This is a genomic window from Gellertiella hungarica, from assembly GCF_014197145.1.
GTDB classification, from domain to species: Bacteria; Pseudomonadota; Alphaproteobacteria; order Rhizobiales; family Rhizobiaceae; genus Gellertiella; species Gellertiella hungarica.
In genome coordinates this window covers 1-25,827 of the sequence record NZ_JACIEZ010000003.1, presented here as the reverse complement: position 1 = coordinate 25,827, position 25,827 = coordinate 1, and the positions used below count along the sequence as shown (strand labels likewise).

The following is a 25,827-nucleotide window of genomic DNA, read 5'->3' as shown; positions in this document are numbered from 1 at the left end:
GACTGCGCGCATGGCAAAGAAGATCGACGAAGAGGCTCTCGCGGAAGCCTATAACCGCGCTCTGGCGCTGGAGAAATCCGGCAATGTGGATGCGGCCGTGGCCGCCTATGGCGAGGTTCTGGCGCTCGACCCCGAGGATCATGGCGGGGTGGCCGTGCGGCTGGCGGCGCTGGGGCGTGGCGACACGCCGCCCAAGGCGCCGGAAGCCTATGTGGAAACGCTGTTCGACCAGCATGCCGAGGCCTTCGAGGACATTCTGGTGGAGCAGCTCGGCTACTGCGTGCCTGTGATGGTGCGCCAGCGGCTGCAGGAGCTGAAGCTCGGCCCCTTCGGCAAGCTGCTCGATCTCGGCTGCGGCACCGGGCTCACCGGCGCGGCGCTGCGCGACATGGCAGACGACATCACCGGGCTCGATCTCTCCGAAAACATGGTCGCCATCGCCGACGAGAAGGAGGCCTACGACACGCTCTACGTGGCGGAGGTCGAGGACTATCTCGAGGACAATGACGACGGCCCCTTCGACATCATCACCGCAACGGATGTGGTGCCCTATCTGGGCGGGCTGGAAGCGCTGTTCTTCGGGGCGGCCGAGAACCTCAATCCGGGGGGTCTGTTCATCTTTTCCGCCGAAACGCGCGGCGAGGACGAGCTGCAGGGCGAGCCCTACCGGATCTACCCCTTCCACCGGTTCGTGCATTCGCCCGCCTATATCCGCGAACGGCTGCAGGCCACCGGTTTCGAGATCGTGGAGATGCTCGACATCAACGTGCGCATGCAGGAGGGCGAGCCTTCGCCCGGCATTCTCGTCACGGCCCGTCTCGCCTGATTCCGCTTTCGCCGGCGCAGCATTTCCGATAATCCTCGGCACCGGAATCCGGATGCGTTATGAGGAGTGATCGCAATGGCGAAAGTGGCATTCATCGGTCTTGGCGTCATGGGCTATCCCATGGCGGCCCACCTGAAGAACAAGGGCGGGCACGATGTCACCGTGTACAACCGAACCGCCGCGAAGGCCGAGGCCTGGGTGAAGCAGCATGGCGGCCGCTCTGCCCCGACGCCGGCGGAAGCCGCCGCCGATGCCGATTTCGTCTTCACCTGCGTGGGCAATGACGACGACCTGCGCTCGGTGACGACAGGCGCAAACGGCGTGCTCTCCTCCATGAAGCCCGGCGCGATCCTCATCGACAACACCACCGCAAGCGCGGAAGTGGCCCGCGAGCTGGAAGCAGCCGCAAGGGCGAAGGGCCTCGGCTTCATCGATGCCCCTGTCTCGGGCGGACAGGCGGGCGCCGAGAACGGCGTGCTCACCGTGATGTGCGGCGGCGAGGAGGCAACCTTCGAGAAGGCCCGTCCCGTCATCGATGCCTATGCCCGCATGGTCGGCCTCATGGGCCCGGCGGGCGCCGGCCAGCTCACCAAGATGGTCAACCAGATCTGCATCGCCGGCCTCGTGCAGGGGCTTGCCGAGGGCATCCATTTCGGCAAGCGCGCCGGCCTCGACATCGAGAAGGTGGTGGAGGTGATCTCCAAGGGTGCCGCCGGTTCCTGGCAGATGGAAAACCGCCACAAGACCATGAACCAGGGCAAGTACGATTTCGGTTTCGCCATCGACTGGATGCGCAAGGACCTCGACATCGTGCTGACGGAAGCCCGCCGCAACGGCGCGAAGCTGCCGGTCACCGCACTCGTCGACCAGTTCTATGGAGACGTGCAGGCCATGGGCGGCAACCGCTGGGATACGTCCTCGCTTCTGGCGCGCCTCGAAAAATGACGCTCTCCCCCTCCTCGACCGCCGCTGAGGTGATCGCGCACCTGAAAAGCCTGCGCAACGAGGAGAACGTGGCCGGCATGGCCCGTTTCGGCATCGTGACGGACCATGCCCTGGGCATATCGAACACGGATCTCCGGGCCATCGCCCGGATCATCCGCCGCAACCACGAAAGGGCGCTGGCGCTCTGGGACAGCGGCATCCGCGAGGCAAGGCTCCTTGCGTCCTACACGGAGGAGCCGAAGAAGATCACCGCCGATCAGGCCCGCGCCTGTGCCGCGACCTTCAATTCCTGGGAGATGGTGGACAGCTGGTCGGACACCTTCGCCGACGCCGGTCTCGGCCCGGAACTGATCCCGGAATTCATTGCCGACGACAGGGAATTCGTCCGCCGCACCGGTTTCGTGATGATCGCCTGGAGCGCCGTGCACCTCAAGAAGCTGCCCGACGAGACCTTCCTCGCCTTCCTGCCCGTGATCGAGGCCCACGCCACCGATCCCCGCAATTTCGTGAAGAAGGCGGTGAACTGGGCGCTGCGCCAGATCGGCAAACGGAGCCCCGGCTGCCACGGCCCGGCGCTTGCGCTTGCCGAAAGGCTCGCCGCCAGCGAAGACCGCACCGCCCGCTGGATCGGCAAGGATGCCGCACGCGAACTGAAGGGCAGGATCGCCCTGCGCAAAGTGGGGTTGGGTTAGACCGGAAACAGGCAGCCGGCACCGCGAAGGCAGGCCTCAATGCGCAGGTCGAACGCGTTCTCTGAGGCATGAAGGACAGCAACGCTCCCCTCCCCGACGGATGCGACGTGCCTCGGCCCATCCTCGCCTGAGTTGTCGTAGATCTCCGCTGCCGTGCAGAAGGGAATGGCTCTCTGCAATTGATCGAAGGTCTTGTCGTAGCGTCGGCGTATCGCCGCTTCGGGAATGGAATGGCCTCCTTGCAGCACCCTCTGCCTTACCCGCAGCACATGGAGGTCTGCCGATTGCAAGGCGACGAAAACCAGAAGAACCGCATAGCCCGCATCCCTCGCGGCCCGCAGAAGCCGGATCGACTGGTGGCTGGAAAGTGTCGTCTCGTAAACGAAGTCGTCATGGGCCGCGACGAGCGCGTCGAGGCGCTCAAGCGCTATCTTTCCGGCCTCGATGGCGGCGTCGTCCGGCCTGTCCGGCCGGAGCCCTCGCGCAATATCGTCGGCGTTGACGAATTCGCCGGCAAACCGGATCGTTCGGTAGAGGCTGGATTTTCCGGCCCCGTTTGGGCCGGCGAGAACCACGCATTCGGGCTGCCTATTCGGCGGCGAATTTCCCTGGCTGTTCGACACGATCCACAATCACCCGGGTTCCGTCCGGGCGCTCTTCAGTTATGAAATCAGGATTGTTCTTATCGATAAAATAAGCGCTGACACCGGCAGCGCGCGCCTCTTCCTGGGCCTTGCTGCCGAGCACGGCAAGCTGTTCCCGCTTCTTGTCCAGAAGGTCGCGCGCGCGCATTGCCATGGAAATGGTCTCCTCACATTTCCCTAAAATACATCATTTTCCGTCGCTGTCACCCCCCGAAGCTCCCCTCACCCGCCGCGGATGGCCATAAGGCTGCCATAGCCCATCATCACCGAGAGGATCATCAGGATGGCGATGACGCCCTTGCGGGCGGCCTTTTCGTCGAGCCGGCCGACGAGGCGCGAGCCGATATAGACGCCGGCGACGAGCGCCGGAAGCGCCAGCACCGTCAGCGTCAGGCTCGCCCTGTCATACATGCCGAAGGCAAAGAGCGCGATGAGGCCGGCAATATCCATGGCAAGGAAGGAGGCGACGATGGAGGCCCGGCCAGCCTCGAGCGCCAGCGGCGAGCCGAGGAAGAACACGATGATCGGCGGTCCGCCGATGCCGAAGGCGCCGTTGAGAAGCCCGGCCGCCGCCCCCGTCGCCGCGGTTTCCGCCGGGCGCGGCATGCGCTTCAGCTGGTAGCCCGTGGCCAGAACAGCCGCCGCCACAAAGGTGATGACCGCAAGCGCGAGCTTCATCGGTTCGGCCGGCACGTTTGCGAGAACATAGACGCCGAGCGGGGTGGCGATGATCGAGGCGACGACGATGATGGTGATGGACGGCCAGTGCACCGTCCGCCAGATGGACGGCAGCAGGTGAATGCCGGCGATCACCTCGAGGATCAGCACCGCGGGCACCACGGTCTCCGGCGGCAGCACGAAGGAAACGGAGATCACCACCAGCGCGGCAAAGGCAAAGCCGGAAAAACCCCTCACGATCCCCGCAAGAAAGACGCAAACGAACGCATAGACATAGACAGACGACATCGACCGGCCCCTCCTGATCCCGGAGGGAGCCTACGCCGATTTGGCCGCAGAAAGCATCAGGAAAAATTGGGGCAGCGGGCAAGCCGGCGCCGCGCTCGACATCCGGCCTCGTCTTTCATCGCAACGGCCGTTCGAGACCGGATGAAGGCCCGGCCGCACCCGTCGCTCAGTCGTCGCCGGTCTTGACGTTGTCGATGCCCATGTAGTCGAGCGGCAGTTCCGTCGTGTACTTGATCTGCTCCATGGCGAAGGCCGAGGAGACGTCCCGGATCTCGATCTTGGCGATCAGCCGCTTGTAGAAGGCATCATAGGCCGCGATATCAGGCACGACCACGCGCAGGAGATAGTCCACGTCGCCGCTCATGCGGTAGAATTCCACCACCTCGGGAAACTCCACCACCACTTCCGAAAAGCGCTTCAGCCATTCGATGGAATGGGCGTTGGTGCGGATCGAGACGAAGACGGTGACCTTGGTGTTCACCTTGGCCGGATCCAGCAGCGCCACGCGGCGGCGGATGACGCCGTCTTCTTCCATCTTCTGGATGCGGCGCCAGCAGGGCGTGGTGGAAAGGCCCACCTTCTTGGCGAGATCGGCCACCGCGAGCGTGGAGTCCTCCTGCAGAAGACGGAGAATTTTGCGGTCGAGGCGATCCATTCCAGCATCCTTTCTTCGGCGTGGCCGAACTCCGGGGCTGCGGCCTGCAACCCTTTGGAGCACATAATCGATATCCCGGGAGACCGAACGACCATTTTCGGACCGTTCGCATTTTCATTCCCCTATTGCCCTTCCATTAGAATAATTGTGCGCGCGTGTCACCTGATAAGCGCGTGCACGCGGGCAAATAATTCCGGCAGCAGCGCTTCCTCGAACCACGGGTTCCGGCGGATCCAGCCGGTGTTGCGCCAGCTAGGGTGTGGCAGCGGCAGGATGGAGGGGCCTTCCGGCGGATCGAGAAAAACGCGGAAGTTGCGAACCGTCTCCGTCATGCCGCCGCGGGCCAGCGCGCCCAGGTGATAGGCCTGCGCATAGCCGCCCACCGCCAGCACCAGCCGCACCTGCGGCATGGCCGCCAGCACCCGTGCCCGCCAGAGCGGCGCGCATTCCTTGCGTGGCGGCAGGTCGCTTCCCTTGGCGTCGTAGCCGGGAAAGCAGAAGCCCATGGGCACGATGGCGAAGTGTCGGGATCGTAGAACTGCTCCCTGCCGACGCCGAGCCAGGCGCGCAGCCGGTCGCCCGAGGCATCGTTGAAGGGCAGTCCGCTTTCATGCACCCTGAGACCCGGCGCCTGCCCGGCAATCAGCACCCGCGCCGTCCGGGACAGCACGGCAACCGGCCTTGGCTCGTGCGGAAGCCGGCGTTCCGGCCCACCGGCCGGCGCATCGCGGCAGAGCCGGCAGGCGCTTATGTCGTGGCGAAGGCGTTCGAGCGAAGGCGTCTCCGTCACGGCTTGATGGAGCCCATGCCCGGCCGCGCCGCGATCTCCGCGTGCCAGCGGCGAACATTCGGCAGGTCCTCCGGCAGGGGAATGCGGGCGAGCTTCATGAAGTTCACGCTCACATAGGCGGTGATGTCGGCAATCGAGAAGCGGTCGCCGGCGACAAAGGCACGGCCCGCCAGCTCGCCATCCAGAAGACGCAGGAACTCGATCGCCTTCGGCTTGTTGGCCTCGCCCCATTCGGGGATCTGCGGCACTTCCCAGCCCTGCATGGCCGGGTGAAGGTGACGGAAGGCCGCCGCCACCGCCATGAAGAAATGCAGCTCCACCCGGCGCTGCCACATCTCCACCAGCGCCCGTTCCAGCGGGTCGGTGCCAAAGAGCGGCGGATCGGGATGGAGCTCCTCCAGATATCGGCAGATCGCCACCGTCTCCGTCAGGATGGTGCCGTCGTCGAGTTCGAGCACCGGCAGGCGCTGCAGCGGGTTCAGCCGGCTGATGAGATCGGAGCGGTGCTCGAGCTGGCCCATGTCGACAGGCACCGTTTCGAGCGCGATGCCCTTCTCCGCGAGAAAATAGGTCACCCTGCGGGGATTGGGCGCCCGCCCGCCGTCGTAAAGCTTCATGTCCGGCTTCCTTTCCGTGCCATCGGTTCTACCACCAGAATCGGAGGATACCGAGCATGTCGGGCACATCCTCCATTTCGGCCTTGCGCCGGTGGGCCTTGCGCCAGTCTTCCGGCCTCAGGAACGGCCCGGACCACAGGCCGCGCCGCGCCCGGCGGGCCTCCGCCTCCTCGGCCTCGTAGTCGCCATAGGCGACCGCAAGGCCCTCGCGCACCATCGCCGCCCCCAGGTCTCCCGCGGGCATGCGGCAGCGGGCAAGCCGGCGCCGATACTTGTCCTGGCCCTTCACCTCGCAGGAAAGGCCGGCGAGACGGGCCGCCAGCGCCCGCCGCGCTTCCAGCCCGCAGGCCCATTGCGCCCGCCCCTCGCCGCAGAGCTGCCGGCGCTCCGGCGCATCGATGCCGCGGATGCGCAGCCGCATGCCGTCAATCGTTAACGTATCGCCATCGACCGCCACGAACGGCCCTTGCGTGAAGAAGGCCGCGGGCTTGCGCGAAAGAAGTGCATAACCGCCTGCAAGTGCCAGAAAAATCAGGAGAATGGCGAGTTCCCGCCAGATGCGGAAGGAAGGTCTTCGTCTGGACATGGCGGGCCGTACGGGTCCTCCGGCGCCTAAGAAAAATGGAAAACAAAAGGTTGCTGGCAGCATCTTCTTAAGAATTCGTGGCTAAGGTTTAGCGATCATCACTGTGTTCGCCAACCGGTTTCATGTCCCAGCAAGTGAGTTCATCGACCGACAAGATCATTGTCGACCGTTCCCGCAGCCACCGTAACCGCGCCGTGAACCGCGCGGTGAAGGCGACGCGCGAACGCTTGCAGCATGGCGACCACGGCAGCCGCGCCTTCGACCGCGACCTGCTGGTGATGCATCTGACGACGGCGCTGCAGAGCGCGTCGATCACCCCCTACCTCATCGTCGCCATCACCATCGTCGGCTCCTATTTCAACGACGACCTGCGGCTGATCGGCTGGGCCTTCATGGCGCTGGTGCTGCATGCGGCAAACACGCTGCTGCAGCGCTTTGCGCTGCGCCAGAACATCACCAACGAGAACGCACGCAAGTGGCAGCACGTGCTGCTGTCGGGCCAGGCCATCCTCGGCTTCGGCTGGGCGGCCTTCTCGATCCAGACCTGCGGCGCCTGCTCGCCGGACAATTACTCGCTGTTCAAGGGCGCCATCCTTCTGGTGGTGCTGTCCTTCACGGCGCTGTCCTGCTTCATGCTGCGGCGCTCGGTGCCGGTCACCTTCGCCCCCGTCATCGTCACGCTGGTGGGCAATGCCGCGCTCGGCGGCAGCATCTTCGATGTCGGCCTGCTGGCCATGCTGTGCGTCGCGGTGGCCTTTTTCGTGATCGTGACGGACCGCATGTACATGTCCAACATCAAGCTGCTCTCCTTCCAGTCGGAAAAGGACGATCTGATCGCGGAGCTGGAGACGGCGAAATCCATGTCGGACGAGGCGCGGCGGCGGGCGGAAGAGGCGAACCTCGCGAAATCGCGCTTCCTTGCCTCCATGTCGCACGAGCTCCGGACCCCGCTCAACGCCATCCTCGGCTTTTCGGAGGTGATCGCCACGGAGGTGATGGGGCCGCTCAACAACCCGACCTACAAGGAATATGTCAACGACATCCACCGCTCCGGGCAGCACCTGCTGAACCTCATCAACGAGATCCTCGATCTCTCGCGCATCGAGGCCGGGCGTTACGAGCTGCAGGAAGAGGCGATCTCGCTGCTGGATATCGCGGAAGACTGCATCGGCATGGTGCAGCTGCGCGCCCGCGGCAAGAACATCACCATCACCGAAGTCTTCGAATCCTCCCTCCCCGATGTCTGGGCGGACGAGAAATCGATGCGCCAGGTGGTGCTGAACCTCCTGTCGAATGCGGTGAAGTTCACCCCGCAGGGCGGCGAAATCCAGGTGAAGGCCGGCTGGACCTCCACCGGCGGGCAATATGTGGCGATCAAGGACAACGGTCCGGGCATTCCCGAGGACGAGATCCCCGTGGTGCTCTCCGCCTTCGGCCAGGGCTCCATCGCCATCAAGAGCGCCGAACAGGGCACCGGCCTCGGCCTGCCGATCGTTCAGGCGATCATGGCCAAGCACGACGGCCAGTTCATCCTGAAATCCAAGCTGCGCGAAGGCACGGAAGTGATCGCCATCCTCCCCGCCAAACGCGTCCTCCAGACCGTCCCCGCCGTCGAGGACGCCCAGGCCGTGGAACGCAAGAAACGCAGCTTCGCGTGAGGGTGTGCGGGTAGCAGGCGGGGTGGCGGAGGGGATGGTTTATGCCGTCGTTTCGGACATTCCTTTCGGCCACAAGATTTGCCTAAAGCAGATGTATCGAAATTCGTATCAACGAAAAATCAAGAAGACCTCGTCGCCCTAAACCATGGACGCTTGCACTAACCCGCGAGACGCGCAAAATAGCGCGAAGCAACCACTAGGAAAATGGTATAATGAGCCAACTTGAGCAACAGCCCTCATTTAAACGCCTCGCAAAGGTCTATTCAGAGAAAACAAAACGTCTAGTCATTTTTTGTGGAGCTGGGGCTTCCCGGGAATGCGGTCTGCCGACTTGGGACGAATTGGTGGTACGGATTAAAGATTCCTATCTTGATATTGCTAAAACTGATATTGGACATAAATTAGCAGATGAATTAAACTCACAGATTAAAAGTTTACCTGTTAACTGGCATCGAATGTCTCGCCTCAAGGAGATCATGGGGGAACATTTCGAAGTGGCGGTGCGCAACAACCTAAATGTTGATAGCAATTTCATACCGACATTCTACAAAGAGGTCTGGAAGCTAGAACCTAACGCTTTACTTTCCTTTAACCTCGATAATTTTGCAAACACTTCCTATGTGCAGAGGAAAACGGGAAGGCTGCAGAATCACCTTCTAGGCATAGATGCGCCAAACAGCCGGATCAGTTTAGGCGATGGGCGTCCACTAATTGTCGATCTACATGGAAACGTAGACACTCCAAGATCATGGATTCTGACAAACGAAGAGAGAGAGAACCTCCTAGAGCAAGAGTCCTACCTCGAGTTCTTAAAGAGTATGTTCGCGCATAACTTAGTTTTATTCTATGGTGTAAGTGTAGACGATCTTACAGTTTCGGGTCAGTTGAGCTACCTCAGAAAAGTTGGATTTGTTACCGGTGACTACTTCTTGATTAAGAAGCAACAGTCGAAAGAAGACCTAAATCTGATAAAGCAATTACCTCTAAACATCGTCTATACTGGTGAGGACAAATCCTGGGAAGAAGGGTTTCGGGAACTAGTATTAACGCTAACAAAATCAAGGTCTCCCGAAGAAAAAGTTGATCCAGTTTTCTCGGTAAAGGCCCCAGAGGATGACATTCCGTCACCGAACGAAATTGTAAAACTAGAACCAGACACTATAAGGAAACACCTATCGGCCGCTACCAAGAAATTCTATCAAGAAAACGGAGAATTCGACTACGTCGCATACAGAAATTTCTGCAAACTTTATGACACGGCTATCCATATATCTACTAGAGTAAACCCGAACGATGCCAATCAGTACTGGCTGGGAAATAGAATACAGGCTGAGCTTGGCCGTGGTAACTTTGGACGCGTCTACCAAGCTTTCGACGCGTCCGATAACTCAATCGCCGTAAAGGTAGCTCATATGGAAGTGCGCGACGATGATGCTATGCTCAACAGCTTCCGGCGTGGCGTCGATTCAATGCGTTTTCTTAGTCAAAGCGGCATCCGGGGAATCGTAAAGATACTAGATGCCTCGGAGCTACCTCCAAGCATAATTATGGAATACGTTCAAGGAATTGACCTTCATAAATATATAAATGATGGCTTGGCTCGTTCTGCGCTGGATAAGCTAAATATATGCTTATGGATCGCAAAAATTATATTTGAGTGTCACTCCCACGAGAGAATTATTTTACATAGAGATCTTAGACCAAGCAACATAATGATTACGGGCGAATATTGGGAGGGTGTTACAGAGAATGATATCAGAGTACTCGATTTCGACCTCTCCTGGTTCAAGGGCGCATCGGGCGCAGAATTTTACATGAATGCGTCGCAAGCCCTTGGTTTTCTAGCTCCGGAACAGATCGATGCTAAATCTAGATATAGTAATCGCTCCGCATTGGTTGATGTGTATGGCATAGCAATGCTTCTTTACTTTATGGTCTCTGGCGAGATCCCACTTGCTAATGCATCTAGCCGTGTCGACTGGGGTGCGCGCCTCAAGGCCGCCAGCGCGAATTTATTTAGCAAGAATTGGAGATCTACTAAATACTTATTTGAAGATTTGGTTTTCCGGGCGACAAGTGAAGTACAAACAAACCGTCCGAAGCTCCCTGACTTCATTGATTCTCTTAAAATATTGGTAGGAATATGTGAGGGCGTATATCCTTTTGATGCCGACTCTGTCATCATTGAAATACTTAGTAGAATTTCACCGTCAGTCTCTAACGCAAACTTCGACATGAATATGAGGATGGCTACCTACACATCTCCAGCTGGAACCTCGCTTGAAATGCACACAGACGGTCGCGTTATTACTTGCGTTCTTCGACACACATTAAAAGAGACCAGTAATCGAGTTACAAGAGGCAGAGATCTATCTGACGCGTTATTCAAGGCCAAGAGTAAGGCCATGACCTTTGCTCACGTTGATGAAAACTTCACCGGCACGGTACATGGTGGCAATCAGCTTAAGTTTACGTTTGAAGTGCCAACCAGTTTACGATCTCTTGAAGCGGCTGCGTCCGGAATCGATTTCGCTGTCGTGGAGATCAAAAAGAGCTGAGATGCGAGAGTGGAAGTGCTGGTCCGAACAATTTGAGCCTTACTGATGTCTGTTCAAATGTGTTTACGAGCTATTCGTTATCAACCGTCGGATTGTTTGTGATCGCCCGTCACTGACTTTGTTGCAAAGGTTTTGTCTGCTTCGGTGCAGTGCATTGGAAGAGCCGCCGTTCTGGCGTCGGCCCACCCGCCCCGCCTCGCCTCACCCGAACCACAGTCCGTAGAGCGTATACAGCACATAACCCCCGTTCAGCACGATGAGGCACATGCAGGCGAAGGAGCCGAGGTCCTTGGCGTGTTTGGCGGCAAGGGAATATTCGGGGGAGACGCGGTCGACGATTTCCTCGATGGCAGTGTTGATCGCCTCGAAGGCGAAGAGCAGCAGCATCAGCGCGACGAAGACCAGCATCTGCGTGAAGCCGGCGCCGAAGAGCGGCAGCAGCACGATGCCGGCGAGGAAGGCCAGCGCTTCCTGGCGGAAGGCGCTTTCGCCGAGAAGGCGCCGGAAGCCGCCGAGCGAATAGCCCGCGGCGGCGATGAAGTGGCGGATGCCCGTCTGCTTTTCGAACGTGTTGCTCATCGTCAGCCTTTCGCACGGCAGGCGGCGAAGATGTCGAGATCCCGGTCATAGACCGATGTCACCACATTCATCATGCCCAGCGCCGTGTGGAACCACTTGTCATGGGAATAGGGATTCGCGGTCCCTTTCGCAAGACAGGACGCATCGAGGCCGGTGAGCTGCCGGTAGGCGGGCGAGAACCAGGCGATCATCGGCACGTGGGTCTGCTCCTTCGGCGCGAAGGCATAGGGCGCCCCGTGCAGGAAGATCCCGTTCTCGCCGAGCGATTCCCCATGGTCCGAGGCATAGAGCATGGCGCTGCTGATCCTGTCGTCATGGGCCTTCAGAAGATCGATCACGGCCGCGAGGAAGGCATCGGTGGCGACGATGGAATTGTCATAGGCATTGCGCACCTCCTCGAGGCTGCATTTCGGCAGGTCCGGCGTGCGGCAGTCGGGCTGGAACAGGCGCTCCGTCTCGGTGTAGCGGCGGTAATAGGCCGGGCCGTGGCTGCCGATCTGGTGCAGCACGATGACCGTATCCTTCGTCACCCCGGCAAGGGTTTCCTCGAGCTTCTTCAGGAACACCGTGTCGCGGCACTCGTCGTCGGGGCAGAGCACGGGGTCCTTGGTGTCCATGAAGGGCACGTAGCTGGTGCGGTCGGCAATGCCCTTGCTGCCGGTATTGTTGTCCCACCACAGGGTGGCGACGCCCGCATGGCCGAAGACGTCGAGCAGGTTCTGGGTGGATTTCGCCTTGCCCTCGGAATAGTCCTTGCGCGGATAGACGGAGAACATGCAGGGCAGCGAGGTCGCGGTGTCGGTGCCGCAGCTCGTCACGTCGGTGAAGTTCACGATGTCCAGCTGCTTCAGCTTCGGGTTGGTTTCCCGGTCATAGCCGTTCAGCGAGAAGTTCATGCCGCGCGCGGTCTCGCCGGCCACCAGGATCGTCACGAGCGGCTTCTGCGCGGCGGTCGCGACCGGGCCGCGTTTGGCATCGGTCCCGAGCGGCTGGACCTCCACATTCGCATGGGTCAGCTGGGTATTGGCATAGTTGTAGGCGGCTGCAAGGGGCGCGACCGGGTTCAGCGTCTGCATCATCAGGTTGTTCTGGCGGATGGTGACGATGTAGGAGCCGATGTGAAGATACACCATCGCCCCGGTCGCCAGCAGCATGGGAACGATGAGCTTCGAATTGTTCCGCAGCTTGGTGCCGAAGGTTTCGTGCCGCACCCTCGCCCACAAGAGAAGCAGCACCGGCAGGATGCCATGAAGGAAGAAGTGGACGAGGAAGCGCGTGCTGATCAGCGCGCCCGCCTCGCGCTGGTTGGTGGTCATGGCGCTGTCGATCATCTGCTCGTTGATGATCGTGCCAAAGGTATCGGTGAAGTAGGAGGCGCCGGCCGCCGTCAGCAGGCAGAGGATCGCCAGCGGCTTGAACACGTATTTCGCCGAAATCGCGACGAAGAAGGTCAGGAGCAGCAGCGAGACCGACAGGCCGAAGGTGATGGCGACGGGCGTGAAGCCGCCGAAGCTCTCCACCAGCATCGGCCAGAAGGTCCGGTTGCAGGTGGCAAGGATAAAGATCCCGACCAGCAAGGCTGCGGTCCTGCTGCCGATGACGGGTCTCCAGATGCGCATGCCGAGGGCCTCCTGTCGCGCCGATGCGCCTCCCGCGCGAGTCATGCGCGGGAAGCTTTGCCGGCGTCCGTCTAGCAGAAGCTTTGCGGCCTATCTATGACGGCGCGCCTCGTTTGCCGGGGCGCGGGCTCGCCTCAGTCCTTGGTGGAAACACCGGCGCTGGCAAAGGTCGCCATGCCGGAATGGCAGGCGGCGGCGGCCTTGACGATGCCGGCGGCCATGGCGGCGCCGGTGCCCTCGCCCAGCTTCATGCCGAGCGCCAGGAGCGGCGTCTTGCCGAGCTTCTCGATGGCCTTCAGGTGGCCGGGCTCGCCCGAAACGTGGCCGATCAGGCAGTGATCGAGCGCGGACGGATTGGCCGCCTTCAGGATGGCCGCGGCAGCGGTCGCCACATAGCCGTCGATCAGCACCGGGATCTTCTGCATGCGGGCGGCGAGTATGGCGCCGGCCATGGCGGCAATCTCGCGGCCGCCGACGCGGCGCATGATCTCCAGCGGATCGTGGAGGTGATCCTTGTGGAACTCGACCGCGGCTTCCACCGCCCTGATCTTGCGCTCCAGGAACTCGCCCTGCGAGCCCGTGCCCGGGCCGACCCACTCTTCCGCCGTACCGCCATAGAGCGCGAGGTTGATCGCCGCCGCGATGGTGGTGTTGCCGATGCCCATCTCGCCGATCGCCAGCAGATCGGTGCCGCCGGCAATCGCCTCCATGCCGAAGGCCATGGTGGCGGCGCAGTCGCGCTCGGAAAGCGCCGGCTCGCAGGTGATGTCGCCGGTCGGGATGTCGAGCGCGAGATCGAAGACCTTCAGGCCGAGATCGTAGGTGAGGCAGATCTGGTTGATCGCCGCCCCGCCGGCGGAAAAGTTCGCCACCATCTGCTTGGTGATGTCGGACGGCCAGGGCGTGACGCCCTGCCGGACGACGCCGTGGTTGCCGGCGAAGATCGCGACCAGCGGACGGGTGACCGCAGGCGCACGGCCGGTCCAGGCGGCAAGCCAGAAGGCGATCTCCTCCAGACGGCCGAGCGCACCCGGCGGCTTGGTCAGCTGGCTGTCCCGGTCGCGCGCCGCCGCGAGCGCCACCGGGTTCGGACCCGGCAGGTCCTTGATCAGGGCACGGAAATCGTCGAAGGGCAGACCGGTGAGGCTCATGGAAGAGGCTTCCTTGTAATTTGCACGGGAATGAGGTTTTTCTGGCTCCGTGTCTTAATCGGGGCGCGCGCGCCAAACAACCGCAAAAGCGGCTTTCGCTGTCGCAGTCTCCCCGCCTCTCGAAGGAAAATGCCGCCATGCCGCTTGGCGAACTGATCACCAGCATTGCCCGCTCCACGGGCTTCCTCAGCCGCCTGCCCGTGCCCGGCCATCATTTCGAGGGCGATGACGGCAGGATGGAGAAGACGCCGGAGGGATTTGCCCTCTCGGGGGTGGTGATTTCGGCGCTGCCGGCGCTGGTCCTCTATCTGGCAGGCCATGCCGAGGCGCCGCTGCTCGCCGCGGCCATCGCCGTCGGCCTTCTGGTGCTGCTGACCGGCGCGCTGCACGAGGACGGTCTTGGCGATACCGCAGACGGCCTCGGCGGCGGCAGGAACCGCGAGCGCGCGCTCGAGATCATGAAGGACAGCCGGATCGGCACCTATGGGGCGCTTGCGCTCGGCCTGTCGCTGCTCGTCCGGGTCTCCGCGCTGTCGGCGCTGATCACCGAAGCCTCGCCGGCGGCGGCGGCCCTGGCCCTTGCGGGATCGGCGGCCCTCAGCCGGTCGGCCATGGTCTGGCACTGGCGGCACCTGCCTCCCGCCAAGGCGGACGGCGTGGCGGCGCGGGTGGGCGTGCCAACCGGTGCGGCGCTGCGCATGGCCGTCGGCACGGGGCTTGCGGCCTTCCTGCTCCTCACGCTGCCCGTCCTGTCGCTGCCGGCGGTGGCGGTGACGGTTCTTGCGGGGTTTGGCGCCACGTTTCTGTTTACCATCCACATCGGCCGCCGTCTTGCCGGCCATACCGGCGATACGATTGGTGCAACGCAACAAATTTCTGATATGGTGCTGCTCGCAACGCTTGCGCTTCTGGCCTGAGGCCTTATCAAGGCGCAGCCGCGCGCACGAAGCCTCCGAAGGTGAACGATGGAATCGCCCTGCATTCTCGTCTGCTCGATCGACATGAAGACCGGCTATTGCTTCGGCTGCGGCCGCACGCGCGCCGAAATCGGCGCCTGGACCACCTATACCGATGGCGAGCGGCGCGAGATCATGGCCTCGCTGCCCGCACGCCTCGAAACGGTGGAGCGCAAGCCGCGCCGCGAAACCCGCCGCCAGCGCATGGCGCGGGAGAGCGGTTCCGCATGACGCGCGCCGGGCTTGCCCTTGCCCTTCTCGCGGCGGGATTGCTCATCCTGCTCATGAAGGCTCCGGACAGCCGCCTCATGGGCCTGTCCGAGCAGCAGCTGGGCCAGCTCGTCTATCTCCTGCCGATCCTCACCATGCTCGCCGCCGGCATTCTGGCGAGCCGCCGCAACTGGGGCCAGTCGGCCCGCCATCTGTCGATATGGCTGGCGATCATCCTGGTGCTTGCCGGCGCCTCCCTCTTCCGCGAGGACATGAAGCGCGCCGGCGCGCGGATGCTGGCGGGCCTCCTGCCCGGCCGGGCCATCACCGTCACCGGCGAGGACGGCAGCCGCGAAGTCATCCTCTCGCGGGGGCTTTCCGGCCATTTCACCGCGGTCGTCACCGTCAATGCGCAGGATATCCCGATGCTGGTGGATACCGGTGCCAGCACCGTCACCCTTACCTACGAGGATGCCGTCGCCGTCGGCATCATCCCGGAAAACCTCGTCTATTCCACCCGGGTACTGACCGCCAACGGCGAGGCCACGGCCGCCCCCATCGATCTCTCCATGGTCGATCTCGGGCCCATCCGCCGGCAGAACATCCCTGCCCTCGTCACCCGCCGCGGCGCCATGGACCAGAGCCTTCTCGGCATGAGCTTCCTGTCGACGCTTTCCTCCTTCCACATGCAGACCGACGAGCTGCGGCTCAAGGATTAGCCCGGCCTAATCCTTGCCATCGCGCGCCCACTCGGGCATGATGTCTCGGAAGGAGCACCCCATGGCGCGCGCAAGACCCGGCCCCGGCCCATTCAACGACGACCTGCTCGACGACGGCGTCATCCGCCCGCGTGCGCCCGCGCCCGAAGACGCGCCTGTACAGGCCGACACGCCCATGTTAGAGAGTTATGAAGTTCGACTGGAACGCCTGCGCGCCGAAATCCAGCTCGGTCTCGACGACTACGAGGCGGGGCGCTGCAAGGTTTACAGCAGCGCCGCCGAGCTTTACGCCGACATCATGAGCATGGCCGAGGATGAAGACGCGAGCGAAGGGGAAATTGCTGGAGGTGATGCCCCGCGCACGGCGTGATATCGCCCGCCTTTCGCACCACATCGCAAAAACGAACCCCCTGGCCGCGGCGATGCTGGTCGATCAGATCACGGCCAAGATGAAGTGGATTGCCGACGTCGATTTTACCGGGGTTCCGCGGCATGAACTTGGCCCGGGCATTCGTGCCTTTACCCTTCCGTAACCGCTGCATCTATTTCCTGCGCGAACCGGACCGCATCGTGATCCTCCGCATCCTGCACGGCGCGCAGGATGTCGCTGCCCAGTCCTTCGATGCGGAGTAGGGTTTAGCTCTTCAGCCGGTAGCCGGTGCGGAACATCCAGCTCACCAGCACCAGGCAGACGCCGAGGAAGGCGATGATGATGGCAAGGCTGATCCAGGGATTGACGTCGGATATGCCGTAGAAGCTCCAGCGGAAGCCGCTGACCAGATAGAGCACCGGGTTGAAGTGGCTGACCGTCTGCCAGAGCGGCGGCAGCATGTTGATCGAGTAGAAGCAACCGCCGAGGAAGGTGAGCGGCGGGATGACGAGGCTCGGGATCAGGCTCAGCTGTTCGAAGTTGGTGGCCCAGATGCCGATGATGAATCCCAGCAGGCTGAAGGTGATCGCCGTCAGCACGAAGAAGGTGATCATCAGCAAGGGATGCTGGATCGTCACGTCAACGAAGAAATAGGCGGTGCCGAGGATGATGGCGCCGACGATCAGCCCCTTGCTGGCCGCCGCACCCACATAGCCCACCAGGATCTCCGGCATCGATACGGGCGAGGAGAGAAGCTCGTAGATGGTGCCGGTGAACTTCGGGAAATAGATGCCGAAGGAGCCGTTCGAGATGCAGAGGGTGAGCAGCGAAAGCATGATCAGCCCCGGCGTGATGAAGGAGCCGTAGGAGACCCCCTCGATGTTCTGGATGCGGGATCCGATGGCCGAACCGAACACGATGAAGTAGAGCGAGGTGGACAGCACGGGCGAGACGATGCTCTGCAGCAGCGTGCGCCGGGTGCGGGCCATCTCGAACAGATAGATGGATTTCATCGCCTGCCAGTTCATGCCCGCTCTCCAATCAGTGAAACGAAGATGTCTTCCAGCGAATTCTGCCGGGTCGAGAGGTCCTTGAAGGAGATGCCGGCGGCGCTGAGCGCCTGCAGGAAGGGGCCGATGCGGTCCGTCTGGTCATGGCCGTCATAATCGTAGACCAGGGCCTGCCCCTCGTTCTCCAGCCGGAGCCCGTAGCCGGAAAGGGCTTCCGGTATGGCGCCAAGCGGTTCCGAAAGCTCGAGGATCAGCTGCTTGGCGCCGAGTTTCTTCATCAGCGTCACCTTGTCCTCGACCAGCAGAAGCCGGCCGCCGTCGATGACGCCGACCCGATCGGCGATCTCCTCGGCCTCCTCGATGTAGTGGGTGGTGAGGATGATGGTCACGCCGCTTTCCCGAAGCCGCCCCACCACCTGCCACATGTCCTTGCGCAGGTTGACGTCGACGCCCGCGGTCGGTTCGTCGAGGAACAGCACGCGCGGCTCGTGCGACAGCGCCTTGGCAATGAGAACGCGCCGCTTCATGCCGCCGGAAAGCTGGCGCAGCATGAAGTCCTTCTTGTCCCACAGGGAAAGGTCGCGCAGCACCTGCTCGATATAGGCCGGGTTCGGCTTCTTGCCGTGCAGGCCGCGGGAAAAGCTCACGGTGTTCCACACGGTTTCGAACTGGTCGGTGGTGAGCTCCTGCGGCACGAGGCCGATCAGCGCACGCGTCTCGCGGAAATCCCGCACCACGTCATGGCCGCCCGCCAGCACCCGCCCGCCGGACGGCGTGACGATCCCGCAGATGATCGAGATCAGCGTCGTCTTGCCCGCGCCGTTCGGCCCGAGCAGCGCCAGGATTTCCCCCTCGGCGATCTCCAGATCGACGCCTTTCAGCGCCTCGAAGCCGTTCGCATAGGTTTTCGTCAGTCTTTCGACAGAAATGATCGATTTCGGCATCGCGGCCCCGTTCTTGGATGAAAAGGCAATGGAATCGCAGCAACGCGCCTGACTATAGCGCCGAAACTCCGGGAGACGAGGCCAAGAACAAGGGGGGCAGGCTGAGGAATTCTGAAAGGGGCATCAGTCGCAGTGACGATAGCCGGATTTCCGCGCTCTCAGGTCGAAGTGGAAGTGGTCCTTGTGGTGCGGGTCGCTGCCGGGGCCGAGAACGGTGTGGAAGTACTTGCAGCTTTCCGAGCGCACGGCGTTCAGCAGGCCCTTTTCCCGGAACGAGAAGAAGCCCGGCTTGCGCACGTCGATTTCCTTGCCGTTGTTCAGGATGAACTTGCCGACATCGATGGCGTTGCCGCGGGCATGTTCGGACCAGGGATTGCGGGCGGACGAGTTCATCCGGCGGCAGGAATAGCCGCCGAGCGGAATGATGGTCTTCACGCCCGACCAGTAGCGATAGCGCGCCGAGGGGTTGAGCTCGTTCTTCACCCACTGCGCGAAGGCGTAGGTCACCTGGCAGTTGAGCGTGATCGCCGGCTTCATCTGGATGTTGCTGGCGAAGCCGTAGACCTTGATGGGATAGGCGATGCCGCAGGCGCGGCCGTTCGAGATTGCCGGCACGTCCTGGAATTTCACGCCGAGCTTCTGCAAGGCGCTGCGGCAGGCAATTTCGGAATTGGGCATCGCCGCCGGGCGCGGCGGCAGCACCGGGTTGACCGTCGGGTCGATGGGACGCGGCAGCATGGCCACCTGCTGGCTTGCCGGATAGGACTGGCGCGGCGGCGCAGGCGCGGTCTCGGGATAGCCCGCCTGTTCTGCCAGAAGCGGATCGGCCGGCTGGGCCGAGGGATAGGCCACCGGATTGTCGGTGCCGATCCCGCCCACGACCGGTTCGGAGGGATTGGTTTCGGCGATCTGCATCGCCTCTTCCTGCGCAAGGCTGGTAGCGCCGCCACCGACGCCGAGCCCGTCGTCGATGCTCACGCCCTGCTGGTTGGGGTCGGACGGATCGGCCATGGCCACCTGCTGGGCCGGTGCGGGCTGCATGGCCTGCGGCGCGACCAGCTGGCCGCCCTGGTTCATGGTGAGCTGTCCGAGAACCCGGGGCGGTTCGCCGAGCTGCGGCCCGCCGGAGGGCGTCGAGCCGTTGAGCGCCAGCGCCTCGTCGCTGTCGATGGGGGGAAGCGCGCGCGGCGGCTGGGCGGCAAGGCCCGCCTGCGGATAGGCGGCGGCCTGGGTGGCGACCGGCACGGGCGCGGCATAGGTCTGCTGGCTTTCGGCCACCGGCAGGGCCCGCCTTTGCGGCTGGGGCTCGATGGCGGAAACGCGCGCGCTGCTGTCGATCATCAGCCCGTCGGTCGAGCAGGCGGCAAGCGAAACGGAAATGAGGAGCGGCAGCAGGGATCGCCGCAAGGGGGCAAGATACGCCATACGAATGCCACTCCGGACCGGCGGAACACCCGCCACACAAATCCTCCCCACACTAGGGCGGGATGGTTAAGGGAGTCTTTCCGGGCGAGTGCAGCATATGCCCTCCCCGTCTCTATCCGCTATAAGAAGGAAAGCGATTCCCGATGAACGAGGTTGATGCGGTGGAAGACAGGACAACACCCCAGGGCGAGCTGACCTTGCGGACGCTCGCCATGCCCGGCGATGCGAATGCGGCCGGAGACATTTTCGGCGGCTGGGTGATGGCGCAGATGGACCTTGCCTGCGGCATCCGCGCGGCCGAGCGGGCCCATGGCCGCGTCGTCACCGCCGCGGTGAAGGAAATGGCCTTCGCCATGCCGGTCAAGATCGGCGACACGCTCTGCGTCTACACCCATATCGAGCGCGTGGGACGCACCTCCATCACCCTCAACGTGGAAGCCTGGGCACAGCGCTACCTCACCCCGGTCATGGAAAAGGTGACCCACGCGACCTTCGTCATGGTGGCGCTCGACGGCGAGGGCAAACCCATGCCCGTGCCGGCGGAAGGCTGACGCCGCATGGCCTTGGGGGGAAGAGGGCACATCGCGGACAGGCCCGGCGAAGGCGGGGCAGCCCTGGCGGCGGGGCCGGCGATGCGCCATTTCTGGCGGCGCTTTCTGGCCTTCTGGATCGATTACTTCATCGTGCTGTTTCTGTGCAGCGCAGCCTCCGTCCCGCTCGTCAAGGCGGGGCTGATGCCGCCGCTGATGACCGTCAACCAGTCCAGCGCCTGCGAAACCCTGAAGGCCGGGCCGATCCGCGACCGGCTGATGAGCGCCTTTGCGCGGCACTATTACGACTCGCTCATCCTGGCCGATTGCGAGATCGGCACCTGGCCCTACGGCAGCAAGCGCCAGATCGTCGCGCTGGCTTCGCGCGGCTCGCGGGAGAACGGCACGGAAAGCCGCCTCACCTTCGTTCTGACCCGCCAGCCCGACGGCAGCTTCCGCCCTGCGGACACGCTGTCGCAGAATGCGAGCCTGGCGGTCTTCTACGTCATCCTGATCGGCTATCTCGCGGTCTTTTCGGCCGGCGGACGCCGAAGCCCCGGAAAGCGCGTGATGAAGCTGAGGGTGGAGACCGTGGGCGCCGAGCCCCTTTCCGCGCCGCTTGCGCTGCGCCGCGAGGCGCTGAAGATCGCGCCCTTCCTCGCCGCCACGCTGGCCGCGGTGCTCGTGCCCCTGACACCGCTGGTGCATCGCCTGCCGAGCGAGCCCGGCATCGGCCTGGCCGAGGCGGTCAACCGCGCTTATGCGCTCGGCGAGTGGTATGTGATGCTGCCCGGCGTGCTGGCAGGGCTGCTGTTCCTCGCGGTGCTGTTCCACTGGTTCTTCGCCAGCTTCGACCACGATACCGGCCAGCTCGACTACGAGACCTTCAGCGGCACCCGGGTTGTCACGCCCTGAAGACGAAGCTGGCGCCGAGCGCGATCAGCGCAAAGCCGATGGCGTGGTTGATCGTCAGGCTTTCCTTCAGCCAGAAGACGGAAAAGCCGGAGAACACCACCAGCGTGATGACTTCCTGCATGGTCTTCAGCTGCGCCGTGGAATAGACCGACGAGCCGATGCGGTTGGCCGGCACGGCCAGGCAATATTCGAAGAAGGCGATGCCCCAGCTCACCACGATCGCCAGCCAGATGGCCGTGCCCTTGTGCTTCAGATGGCCGTACCAGGCGAAGGTCATGAAGATGTTGGAAGCCAGCAGCATGACGACGGGCCAGATGGCGGCGGGCGAAAGGGCAAAGGGCATGGGCGGGGTCCTCGCATGGAATCGGTCCTGGATGGCTCCATGACATAGCGTGCCGGGCCGCTTTGCACAGCACCGGCCCGGACAACCTCCCCAAGAGTTGATTTGCCGGCCCGCCACCTGAATTTTTGTTTCCCTTTTGTACGCATTTGCCCTTTCCTTTCGGGGGGACTCTCTCCATATTCCGGGGCATGTCCAAAGCTCCGAAAAATCCGTCCCGTCCCTCCGGTTTCGAAGAAGCGCCGCAGTCCGCCTTCGAGGGCGCGCCGCTCTCGGGCTCCGTATCCGACTGGGTAAAGCAGCTGGAGGCGGAGGCGGAAGCCTCCGGCATGGAGACCCAGCGCGAGATCGCGTCGAAGGCCGGCAAGCACCGCAAGAAGGTGGAAATCGCCGCCCGCACCCAGACCTCCGCCGGGGACGAGTGGGAAACGGCCGGAGGCCCCCGCGGAGCGCAGGCGCAGGGCGCCGGCAGCGTGAGCGGAGAAAAACCCCGCAAAAAGTCTGCCAAGGCCGCCGAACCGACCGCGATGAAATCCTCGCGCGGCACGTCGATGGGCGGCTCCACCGATCCGAAGACGCGCGCGGCGGCGGGGCTCAACCCCGTGGCCGGCATGGATGTGAGCCTGGAGGAAGCGGACCAGCTTTCGAAAAGCGGCGTGACCGCCACCGTCGAGGCGCTGTCGAAGCTGATCGAGAGCGGCAATCCGCTGTTCAAGGACGGCAAGCTGTGGGTGCCGCACCGCCCTGCCCGGCCGGAAAAATCGGAGGGCGGGATTCCGCTGAGGATGGTCACGGACTACAAGCCCGCCGGCGACCAGCCGACCGCCATCCGCGACCTGACCGAGGGGCTGAATTCCGGCGAGCGCAGCCAGGTGCTGCTCGGCGTCACCGGCTCGGGCAAGACCTTCACCATGGCCAAGGTGATCGAGGAAACGCAGCGCCCGGCGGTGATCCTCGCGCCGAACAAGACGCTGGCTGCACAGCTCTATTCCGAGTTCAAGAACTTCTTCCCCAACAACGCAGTGGAATATTTCGTTTCCTACTACGATTACTACCAGCCGGAGGCCTATGTGCCCCGCTCGGATACCTATATCGAGAAGGAAAGCTCCATCAACGAGCAGATCGACCGGATGCGCCACGCCGCCACCCGCGCGATCCTCGAGCGGGACGACTGCATCATTGTCGCCTCGGTCTCCTGCATCTACGGTATCGGCTCGGTGGAAACCTACACCGCCATGACCTTCCAGATGCAGGTGGGCGACCGCATCGACCAGCGCCAGCTGCTCGCCGATCTCGTGGCCCAGCAATACAAGCGCCGCGACATGGATTTCCAGCGCGGCTCGTTCCGGGTGCGGGGCGACACGATCGAGATCTTCCCCGCCCACCTGGAGGATGCCGCCTGGCGCATCTCGCTCTTCGGCGACGAGATCGACTCGATCACGGAGTTCGATCCGCTCACCGGCCAGAAGACCGGCGACCTGAAGAGCGTGAAGATCTACGCCAATTCGCACTATGTCACGCCGCGGCCGACGCTGAACGGCGCCATCAAGGCGATCAAGGAGGAGCTGAAGCATCGGCTTGCCGAGCTGGAGCGCGCCGGCCGCCTGCTGGAGGCGCAGCGGCTGGAGCAGCGCACCAAATACGATATCGAGATGCTGGAAGCGACGGGCTCCTGTGCCGGGATCGAAAACTATTCGCGCTATCTCACCGGCCGCCGCCCCGGCGAGCCGCCGCCGACGCTGTTCGAGTACATCCCCGACAATGCCCTGATCTTCATCGACGAAAGCCATGTGACCATCCCGCAGATCGGCGGCATGTATCGCGGCGACTTCCGCCGCAAGGCGACGCTCGCCGAATACGGCTTCCGCCTGCCCTCCTGCATGGACAACCGCCCCCTGCGCTTCGAGGAATGGGACGCGATGCGCCCGCAGACCATCGCGGTGTCGGCGACCCCCGGCAACTGGGAGATGGAGCAGGCCGGCGGCGTCTTTGCCGAGCAGGTCATTCGCCCCACGGGCCTCATCGATCCGCCGGTGGAGGTGCGCTCCGCCCGCACCCAGGTGGACGACGTTCTGGGCGAGATCCGCGAGACCTCCGCCAAGGGCTACCGCACGCTTGTCACCGTGCTTACCAAGCGCATGGCGGAAGACCTCACCGAATATCTGCACGAGCAGGGTGTCAGGGTGCGCTACATGCATTCCGACATCGATACGCTGGAGCGCATCGAGATCATCCGCGATCTCCGCCTCGGCGCCTTCGACGTGCTTGTCGGCATCAACCTGCTGCGAGAGGGCCTCGACATTCCCGAATGCGGCTTCGTGGCCATCCTCGACGCGGACAAGGAAGGCTTCCTGCGCTCGGAAACCTCGCTCATCCAGACCATCGGCCGCGCCGCGCGAAACGTGGACGGCAAGGTCATTCTTTACGCGGACAACATCACCGGCTCGATGAAGCGGGCGATGGAGGAAACCAACCGCCGCCGCGACAAGCAGATGGAATACAACCGCCTGAACGGCATCACGCCGGAATCGGTGAAGGCGAAGATCTCCGACATTCTCGACAGCGTCTACGAGCGCGACCACGTGCGCGCCGACATCTCCGGCGCATCGGGCAAGGGCTTCGCCGATGGCGGGCACCTGGTGGGCAACAACCTGCAGGCCCATCTCAACGCGCTGGAAAAGCAGATGCGCGACGCCGCCGCCGACCTCGACTTCGAAAAGGCCGCCCGCCTGCGCGACGAGATCAAGCGCCTCAAGGCCGCCGAACTCGCCGCCATGGACGACCCGATTTCCAAGGAAGAGGCGTCGAGGGCTGAAGGCCCGAGGGGGAAACAGAACCAAGAGGCGTCGAGAGCCGAAGGCTCGAGGGGGAAGCAGAACCCAGAGGCGTCGAGGGCTGAAAGCCCGAAGGGGAAGGCAAGCCAGCAGGCTGCGGGAGCCGAAGGCGGGCGCGCCTCCTCTTCTCCCCGGCGGGGAGAAGGTGGCGCGTCAGCGCCGGATGAGGGGGCGGCGGGCACCCCGTCTTCCTACTTCGCCAAACCCTCGCTCGACGACATGGGCCCGGGCACGGATGGCGTGAAGCCGCTGTTCCGCAAGCCGGAGCTGGACGAGATGGGCCGCGACATCGCGGAGCCCGCGGGCAAATCCCTGTTCCGCAAGAACACGCTGGACGAAATGACGGTGGGCCGCACGGAAAAACCGGTCACCCCTGACCGCCTTCCGGCAAAGCCGCCGGAGCATCTGGCGACCGCGAAGCGGCATTCCCCGCTGCTCGAAGGCCAGCCCGACCGCACCCCCGACGACCCCGCCCCCCTCCGCCGCGCCCGCGCCGGCGTCGGCTCCTACGAGGACCCGGTGGACGTGAAGCGCAAGGGCCGGACAAAGGGCAAGACGGGACGGCCGGGACGGTAGGAGATTTGCGCCGAGAGTTGCCAGCCAAGCAGCTATGCTGGCGGGTTTCGCTAACATCCAACCGGGGTGAGGTCTTCCGCTCTCCTCGGCACGCCGCTCCTCGCTCCTCGATCCTGAACACCTGCACGTCGCCCCCTGACTGGCGTGGCGTTGCGTTTGAGGCACCGCACCCCCCTCTGCCCTGCGTGGCGTGGAGTTTGCCGATACGCACCCCCCTCTGTCGGCTTCGCCGACATCTCCCCGGGCGGACGAGCTTCGCTCGCCGCGAGGGGGAGATTGAGCGTCGCGTTTGCGGTTGCGCACCCCCCTCTGCCCTGCCGGGCATCTCCCCCTCAAGGGGGGAGATCGGGATGGGGTTGATGCGGGCAGTCCCCAGCAGACGTTTCTGCAAGTGAAACGTTTGTTGTTTGAGGAAACCAAAAACCACAATGTCGATCTCCCCCCCTTGAGGGGGAGATGTCCCGGCAGGGACAGAGGGGGGTGCGGTGCGGCAAAGGAAACGCCGTGCAGGGGCAGAGGGGGGTGCGCATCGGCAAACGCGGCCTATGATCTCCCCCCCTTGAGGGGGAGATGTCGGCGAAGCCGACAGAGGGGGGTGCGCATCGGCACACTCCACGCCCCACTCCCCCCAAATCCCTAACCCCCTGTTTCTCCACCGATAAAAATTTGCATCCCGTTCATCCCCCGCAGCAAAACCTGTGGGATAATATTC

At 63.1% G+C, this 25,827-nt stretch carries 27 protein-coding genes and 1 pseudogene; 14 read left to right on the top strand and 14 right to left on the bottom strand.

Features of this window, described 5'->3' with window-relative positions; translation table 11 throughout:
* Nucleotides 1–10 precede the first annotated feature (10 nt).
* The 3 genes from GGR23_RS08660 (at nucleotide 11) to GGR23_RS08650 (ending at nucleotide 2,463) form a co-directional block, all read left to right on the top strand.
* A complete protein-coding gene (locus GGR23_RS08660; protein WP_183365821.1) occupies nucleotides 11–826 on the top strand; it encodes a class I SAM-dependent methyltransferase in 816 nt (271 codons plus the stop codon).
* A 75-nt stretch (nucleotides 827–901) separates the two neighbouring features.
* On the top strand, nucleotides 902–1,771 hold the full coding sequence (locus tag GGR23_RS08655; RefSeq protein ID WP_183365820.1) for an NAD(P)-dependent oxidoreductase: 870 nt from the start codon (nucleotides 902–904) through the stop codon (nucleotides 1,769–1,771).
* Nucleotides 1,768–2,463, top strand: coding sequence for a DNA alkylation repair protein (locus GGR23_RS08650; protein ID WP_183365819.1), 696 nt, complete (start codon nucleotides 1,768–1,770; stop codon nucleotides 2,461–2,463). The genes GGR23_RS08655 and GGR23_RS08650 overlap by 4 nt, the downstream gene beginning before the upstream one ends.
* Here GGR23_RS08650 and GGR23_RS08645 read toward each other — a convergent pair.
* From GGR23_RS08645 to GGR23_RS08615, 7 genes and pseudogenes are all read right to left on the bottom strand, one after another.
* Nucleotides 2,460–3,038, bottom strand: coding sequence for an AAA family ATPase (locus GGR23_RS08645; RefSeq protein WP_183365818.1), 579 nt, complete (start codon nucleotides 3,036–3,038; stop codon nucleotides 2,460–2,462). The genes GGR23_RS08650 and GGR23_RS08645 overlap by 4 nt on opposite strands.
* Nucleotides 3,039–3,051: 13 nt before the next feature.
* Nucleotides 3,052–3,261: a hypothetical protein gene (locus GGR23_RS08640; protein WP_183365817.1), complete on the bottom strand. Its 210-nt coding sequence runs from the start codon at nucleotides 3,259–3,261 to the stop codon at nucleotides 3,052–3,054.
* A 68-nt stretch (nucleotides 3,262–3,329) separates the two neighbouring features.
* Nucleotides 3,330–4,073 carry a sulfite exporter TauE/SafE family protein gene (locus GGR23_RS08635; RefSeq protein ID WP_183365816.1) on the bottom strand — a complete coding sequence of 248 codons (744 nt, stop codon included), beginning with the start codon at nucleotides 4,071–4,073 and terminating at the stop codon, nucleotides 3,330–3,332.
* A gap of 166 nt (nucleotides 4,074–4,239) precedes the next feature.
* Nucleotides 4,240–4,728 (bottom strand): Lrp/AsnC family transcriptional regulator, encoded by a 489-nt coding sequence (locus GGR23_RS08630; protein ID WP_183365815.1) that lies wholly within the window; start codon nucleotides 4,726–4,728, stop codon nucleotides 4,240–4,242.
* Nucleotides 4,729–4,886: 158 nt separating this feature from the next.
* Nucleotides 4,887–5,518: pseudogene (locus GGR23_RS08625) on the bottom strand (uracil-DNA glycosylase family protein).
* On the bottom strand, nucleotides 5,515–6,135 hold the full coding sequence (locus tag GGR23_RS08620; RefSeq protein ID WP_183365814.1) for a glutathione S-transferase: 621 nt from the start codon (nucleotides 6,133–6,135) through the stop codon (nucleotides 5,515–5,517). The pseudogene GGR23_RS08625 and the gene GGR23_RS08620 overlap by 4 nt, the downstream one beginning before the upstream one ends.
* Before the next feature lie 28 nt (nucleotides 6,136–6,163).
* The gene (locus GGR23_RS08615) at nucleotides 6,164–6,721 is read right to left on the bottom strand and encodes a thermonuclease family protein (RefSeq protein ID WP_183365813.1); all 558 of its coding nucleotides are present in this window, start codon (nucleotides 6,719–6,721) and stop codon (nucleotides 6,164–6,166) included.
* Nucleotides 6,722–6,843: 122 nt separating this feature from the next.
* Here GGR23_RS08615 and GGR23_RS08610 point away from each other — a divergent pair, with 122 nt between their 5' ends.
* Together GGR23_RS08610 and GGR23_RS08605 are read left to right on the top strand one after the other, a co-directional pair.
* Nucleotides 6,844–8,379: a sensor histidine kinase gene (locus GGR23_RS08610; RefSeq protein WP_183365812.1), complete on the top strand. Its 1,536-nt coding sequence runs from the start codon at nucleotides 6,844–6,846 to the stop codon at nucleotides 8,377–8,379.
* 212 nt (nucleotides 8,380–8,591) lie between these two features.
* Complete coding sequence (locus tag GGR23_RS08605) at nucleotides 8,592–10,937, top strand: protein kinase domain-containing protein (RefSeq protein ID WP_183365811.1); 2,346 nt, start codon at nucleotides 8,592–8,594, stop codon at nucleotides 10,935–10,937.
* Between the two features lie 201 nt (nucleotides 10,938–11,138).
* Here the strand turns inward: GGR23_RS08605 and GGR23_RS08600 are convergent, their stop codons facing one another.
* The 3 genes from GGR23_RS08600 to cobT all read right to left on the bottom strand — a co-directional run bounded on the left by GGR23_RS08600 (nucleotide 11,139) and on the right by cobT (nucleotide 14,286).
* Nucleotides 11,139–11,516: a diacylglycerol kinase gene (locus tag GGR23_RS08600; protein ID WP_183365810.1), complete on the bottom strand. Its 378-nt coding sequence runs from the start codon at nucleotides 11,514–11,516 to the stop codon at nucleotides 11,139–11,141.
* Nucleotides 11,517–11,518: 2 nt separating this feature from the next.
* Nucleotides 11,519–13,135: a phosphoethanolamine transferase gene (locus GGR23_RS08595; protein WP_183365809.1), complete on the bottom strand. Its 1,617-nt coding sequence runs from the start codon at nucleotides 13,133–13,135 to the stop codon at nucleotides 11,519–11,521.
* Nucleotides 13,136–13,269: 134 nt separating this feature from the next.
* Nucleotides 13,270–14,286 (bottom strand): nicotinate-nucleotide--dimethylbenzimidazole phosphoribosyltransferase, encoded by a 1,017-nt coding sequence (cobT, locus tag GGR23_RS08590; RefSeq protein ID WP_183365808.1) that lies wholly within the window; start codon nucleotides 14,284–14,286, stop codon nucleotides 13,270–13,272.
* Between the two features lie 137 nt (nucleotides 14,287–14,423).
* Here cobT and GGR23_RS08585 point away from each other — a divergent pair, with 137 nt between their 5' ends.
* The 6 genes from GGR23_RS08585 to GGR23_RS23175 all read left to right on the top strand — a co-directional run bounded on the left by GGR23_RS08585 (nucleotide 14,424) and on the right by GGR23_RS23175 (nucleotide 16,804).
* Complete coding sequence (locus GGR23_RS08585) at nucleotides 14,424–15,203, top strand: adenosylcobinamide-GDP ribazoletransferase (protein ID WP_183365807.1); 780 nt, start codon at nucleotides 14,424–14,426, stop codon at nucleotides 15,201–15,203.
* 48 nt (nucleotides 15,204–15,251) lie between these two features.
* Entirely contained in the window at nucleotides 15,252–15,473 is a 222-nt protein-coding gene (locus GGR23_RS08580; RefSeq protein WP_183365806.1) for a DUF1289 domain-containing protein, read from the top strand.
* Nucleotides 15,470–16,171 carry a retropepsin-like aspartic protease family protein gene (locus tag GGR23_RS08575; RefSeq protein WP_183365805.1) on the top strand — a complete coding sequence of 234 codons (702 nt, stop codon included), beginning with the start codon at nucleotides 15,470–15,472 and terminating at the stop codon, nucleotides 16,169–16,171. The genes GGR23_RS08580 and GGR23_RS08575 overlap by 4 nt, the downstream gene beginning before the upstream one ends.
* Nucleotides 16,172–16,232: 61 nt before the next feature.
* Nucleotides 16,233–16,541, top strand: coding sequence for a hypothetical protein (locus tag GGR23_RS08570; RefSeq protein ID WP_183365804.1), 309 nt, complete (start codon nucleotides 16,233–16,235; stop codon nucleotides 16,539–16,541).
* Nucleotides 16,486–16,704, top strand: coding sequence for a type II toxin-antitoxin system RelE/ParE family toxin (locus GGR23_RS23180; protein ID WP_343066633.1), 219 nt, complete (start codon nucleotides 16,486–16,488; stop codon nucleotides 16,702–16,704). The genes GGR23_RS08570 and GGR23_RS23180 overlap by 56 nt, the downstream gene beginning before the upstream one ends.
* Nucleotides 16,664–16,804, top strand: a complete 141-nt coding sequence (locus GGR23_RS23175) for a type II toxin-antitoxin system RelE/ParE family toxin (protein ID WP_246365292.1) — start codon at nucleotides 16,664–16,666, stop codon at nucleotides 16,802–16,804. Before GGR23_RS23180 ends, GGR23_RS23175 begins: the two co-directional genes overlap by 41 nt.
* Before the next feature lie 3 nt (nucleotides 16,805–16,807).
* On the opposite strand, the gene GGR23_RS08560 is transcribed toward GGR23_RS23175, so the two are convergent.
* From GGR23_RS08560 to GGR23_RS08550, 3 genes are all read right to left on the bottom strand, one after another.
* Nucleotides 16,808–17,569 carry an ABC transporter permease gene (locus GGR23_RS08560; RefSeq protein WP_183365803.1) on the bottom strand — a complete coding sequence of 254 codons (762 nt, stop codon included), beginning with the start codon at nucleotides 17,567–17,569 and terminating at the stop codon, nucleotides 16,808–16,810.
* Complete coding sequence (locus GGR23_RS08555) at nucleotides 17,566–18,495, bottom strand: ABC transporter ATP-binding protein (protein ID WP_183365802.1); 930 nt, start codon at nucleotides 18,493–18,495, stop codon at nucleotides 17,566–17,568. The genes GGR23_RS08560 and GGR23_RS08555 overlap by 4 nt, the downstream gene beginning before the upstream one ends.
* Before the next feature lie 123 nt (nucleotides 18,496–18,618).
* On the bottom strand, nucleotides 18,619–19,920 hold the full coding sequence (locus tag GGR23_RS08550) for an extensin-like domain-containing protein (RefSeq protein ID WP_183365801.1): 1,302 nt from the start codon (nucleotides 19,918–19,920) through the stop codon (nucleotides 18,619–18,621).
* Nucleotides 19,921–20,063: 143 nt separating this feature from the next.
* On the opposite strand from GGR23_RS08550, the gene GGR23_RS08545 reads away from it, so the two are divergent.
* The gene (locus GGR23_RS08545; protein WP_183365800.1) at nucleotides 20,064–20,471 is read left to right on the top strand and encodes an acyl-CoA thioesterase; all 408 of its coding nucleotides are present in this window, start codon (nucleotides 20,064–20,066) and stop codon (nucleotides 20,469–20,471) included.
* An 81-nt stretch (nucleotides 20,472–20,552) separates the two neighbouring features.
* A complete protein-coding gene (locus tag GGR23_RS08540; RefSeq protein WP_183365799.1) occupies nucleotides 20,553–21,365 on the top strand; it encodes an RDD family protein in 813 nt (270 codons plus the stop codon).
* On the opposite strand, the gene GGR23_RS08535 is transcribed toward GGR23_RS08540, so the two are convergent.
* Nucleotides 21,355–21,708, bottom strand: a complete 354-nt coding sequence (locus GGR23_RS08535; RefSeq protein WP_183365798.1) for a DMT family protein — start codon at nucleotides 21,706–21,708, stop codon at nucleotides 21,355–21,357. The genes GGR23_RS08540 and GGR23_RS08535 overlap by 11 nt on opposite strands.
* 188 nt (nucleotides 21,709–21,896) lie before the next feature.
* On the opposite strand from GGR23_RS08535, the gene uvrB reads away from it, so the two are divergent.
* On the top strand, nucleotides 21,897–25,115 hold the full coding sequence (gene uvrB / locus GGR23_RS08530; protein WP_183365797.1) for an excinuclease ABC subunit UvrB: 3,219 nt from the start codon (nucleotides 21,897–21,899) through the stop codon (nucleotides 25,113–25,115).
* Nucleotides 25,116–25,827 lie beyond the last annotated feature (712 nt).

Coding starts and splice junctions, on each gene's coding strand:
- GGR23_RS08660 (WP_183365821.1), top strand. CDS start 11: ATGGCAAAGAAGATCGACGAAGAGGCTCTCGCGGAAGCCTATAACCGC.
- GGR23_RS08655 (WP_183365820.1), top strand. CDS start 902: ATGGCGAAAGTGGCATTCATCGGTCTTGGCGTCATGGGCTATCCCATG.
- GGR23_RS08650 (WP_183365819.1), top strand. CDS start 1,768: ATGACGCTCTCCCCCTCCTCGACCGCCGCTGAGGTGATCGCGCACCTG.
- GGR23_RS08640 (WP_183365817.1), bottom strand. CDS start 3,261: ATGGCAATGCGCGCGCGCGACCTTCTGGACAAGAAGCGGGAACAGCTT.
- GGR23_RS08635 (WP_183365816.1), bottom strand. CDS start 4,073: ATGTCGTCTGTCTATGTCTATGCGTTCGTTTGCGTCTTTCTTGCGGGG.
- GGR23_RS08630 (WP_183365815.1), bottom strand. CDS start 4,728: ATGGATCGCCTCGACCGCAAAATTCTCCGTCTTCTGCAGGAGGACTCC.
- GGR23_RS08620 (WP_183365814.1), bottom strand. CDS start 6,135: ATGAAGCTTTACGACGGCGGGCGGGCGCCCAATCCCCGCAGGGTGACC.
- GGR23_RS08615 (WP_183365813.1), bottom strand. CDS start 6,721: ATGTCCAGACGAAGACCTTCCTTCCGCATCTGGCGGGAACTCGCCATT.
- GGR23_RS08610 (WP_183365812.1), top strand. CDS start 6,844: ATGTCCCAGCAAGTGAGTTCATCGACCGACAAGATCATTGTCGACCGT.
- GGR23_RS08605 (WP_183365811.1), top strand. CDS start 8,592: ATGAGCCAACTTGAGCAACAGCCCTCATTTAAACGCCTCGCAAAGGTC.
- GGR23_RS08600 (WP_183365810.1), bottom strand. CDS start 11,516: ATGAGCAACACGTTCGAAAAGCAGACGGGCATCCGCCACTTCATCGCC.
- GGR23_RS08595 (WP_183365809.1), bottom strand. CDS start 13,135: ATGCGCATCTGGAGACCCGTCATCGGCAGCAGGACCGCAGCCTTGCTG.
- cobT (WP_183365808.1), bottom strand. CDS start 14,286: ATGAGCCTCACCGGTCTGCCCTTCGACGATTTCCGTGCCCTGATCAAG.
- GGR23_RS08585 (WP_183365807.1), top strand. CDS start 14,424: ATGCCGCTTGGCGAACTGATCACCAGCATTGCCCGCTCCACGGGCTTC.
- GGR23_RS08580 (WP_183365806.1), top strand. CDS start 15,252: ATGGAATCGCCCTGCATTCTCGTCTGCTCGATCGACATGAAGACCGGC.
- GGR23_RS08575 (WP_183365805.1), top strand. CDS start 15,470: ATGACGCGCGCCGGGCTTGCCCTTGCCCTTCTCGCGGCGGGATTGCTC.
- GGR23_RS08570 (WP_183365804.1), top strand. CDS start 16,233: ATGGCGCGCGCAAGACCCGGCCCCGGCCCATTCAACGACGACCTGCTC.
- GGR23_RS23180 (WP_343066633.1), top strand. CDS start 16,486: ATGAAGACGCGAGCGAAGGGGAAATTGCTGGAGGTGATGCCCCGCGCA.
- GGR23_RS23175 (WP_246365292.1), top strand. CDS start 16,664: ATGAACTTGGCCCGGGCATTCGTGCCTTTACCCTTCCGTAACCGCTGC.
- GGR23_RS08560 (WP_183365803.1), bottom strand. CDS start 17,569: ATGAACTGGCAGGCGATGAAATCCATCTATCTGTTCGAGATGGCCCGC.
- GGR23_RS08555 (WP_183365802.1), bottom strand. CDS start 18,495: ATGCCGAAATCGATCATTTCTGTCGAAAGACTGACGAAAACCTATGCG.
- GGR23_RS08550 (WP_183365801.1), bottom strand. CDS start 19,920: ATGGCGTATCTTGCCCCCTTGCGGCGATCCCTGCTGCCGCTCCTCATT.
- GGR23_RS08545 (WP_183365800.1), top strand. CDS start 20,064: ATGAACGAGGTTGATGCGGTGGAAGACAGGACAACACCCCAGGGCGAG.
- GGR23_RS08540 (WP_183365799.1), top strand. CDS start 20,553: ATGCGCCATTTCTGGCGGCGCTTTCTGGCCTTCTGGATCGATTACTTC.
- GGR23_RS08535 (WP_183365798.1), bottom strand. CDS start 21,708: ATGCCCTTTGCCCTTTCGCCCGCCGCCATCTGGCCCGTCGTCATGCTG.
- uvrB (WP_183365797.1), top strand. CDS start 21,897: ATGTCCAAAGCTCCGAAAAATCCGTCCCGTCCCTCCGGTTTCGAAGAA.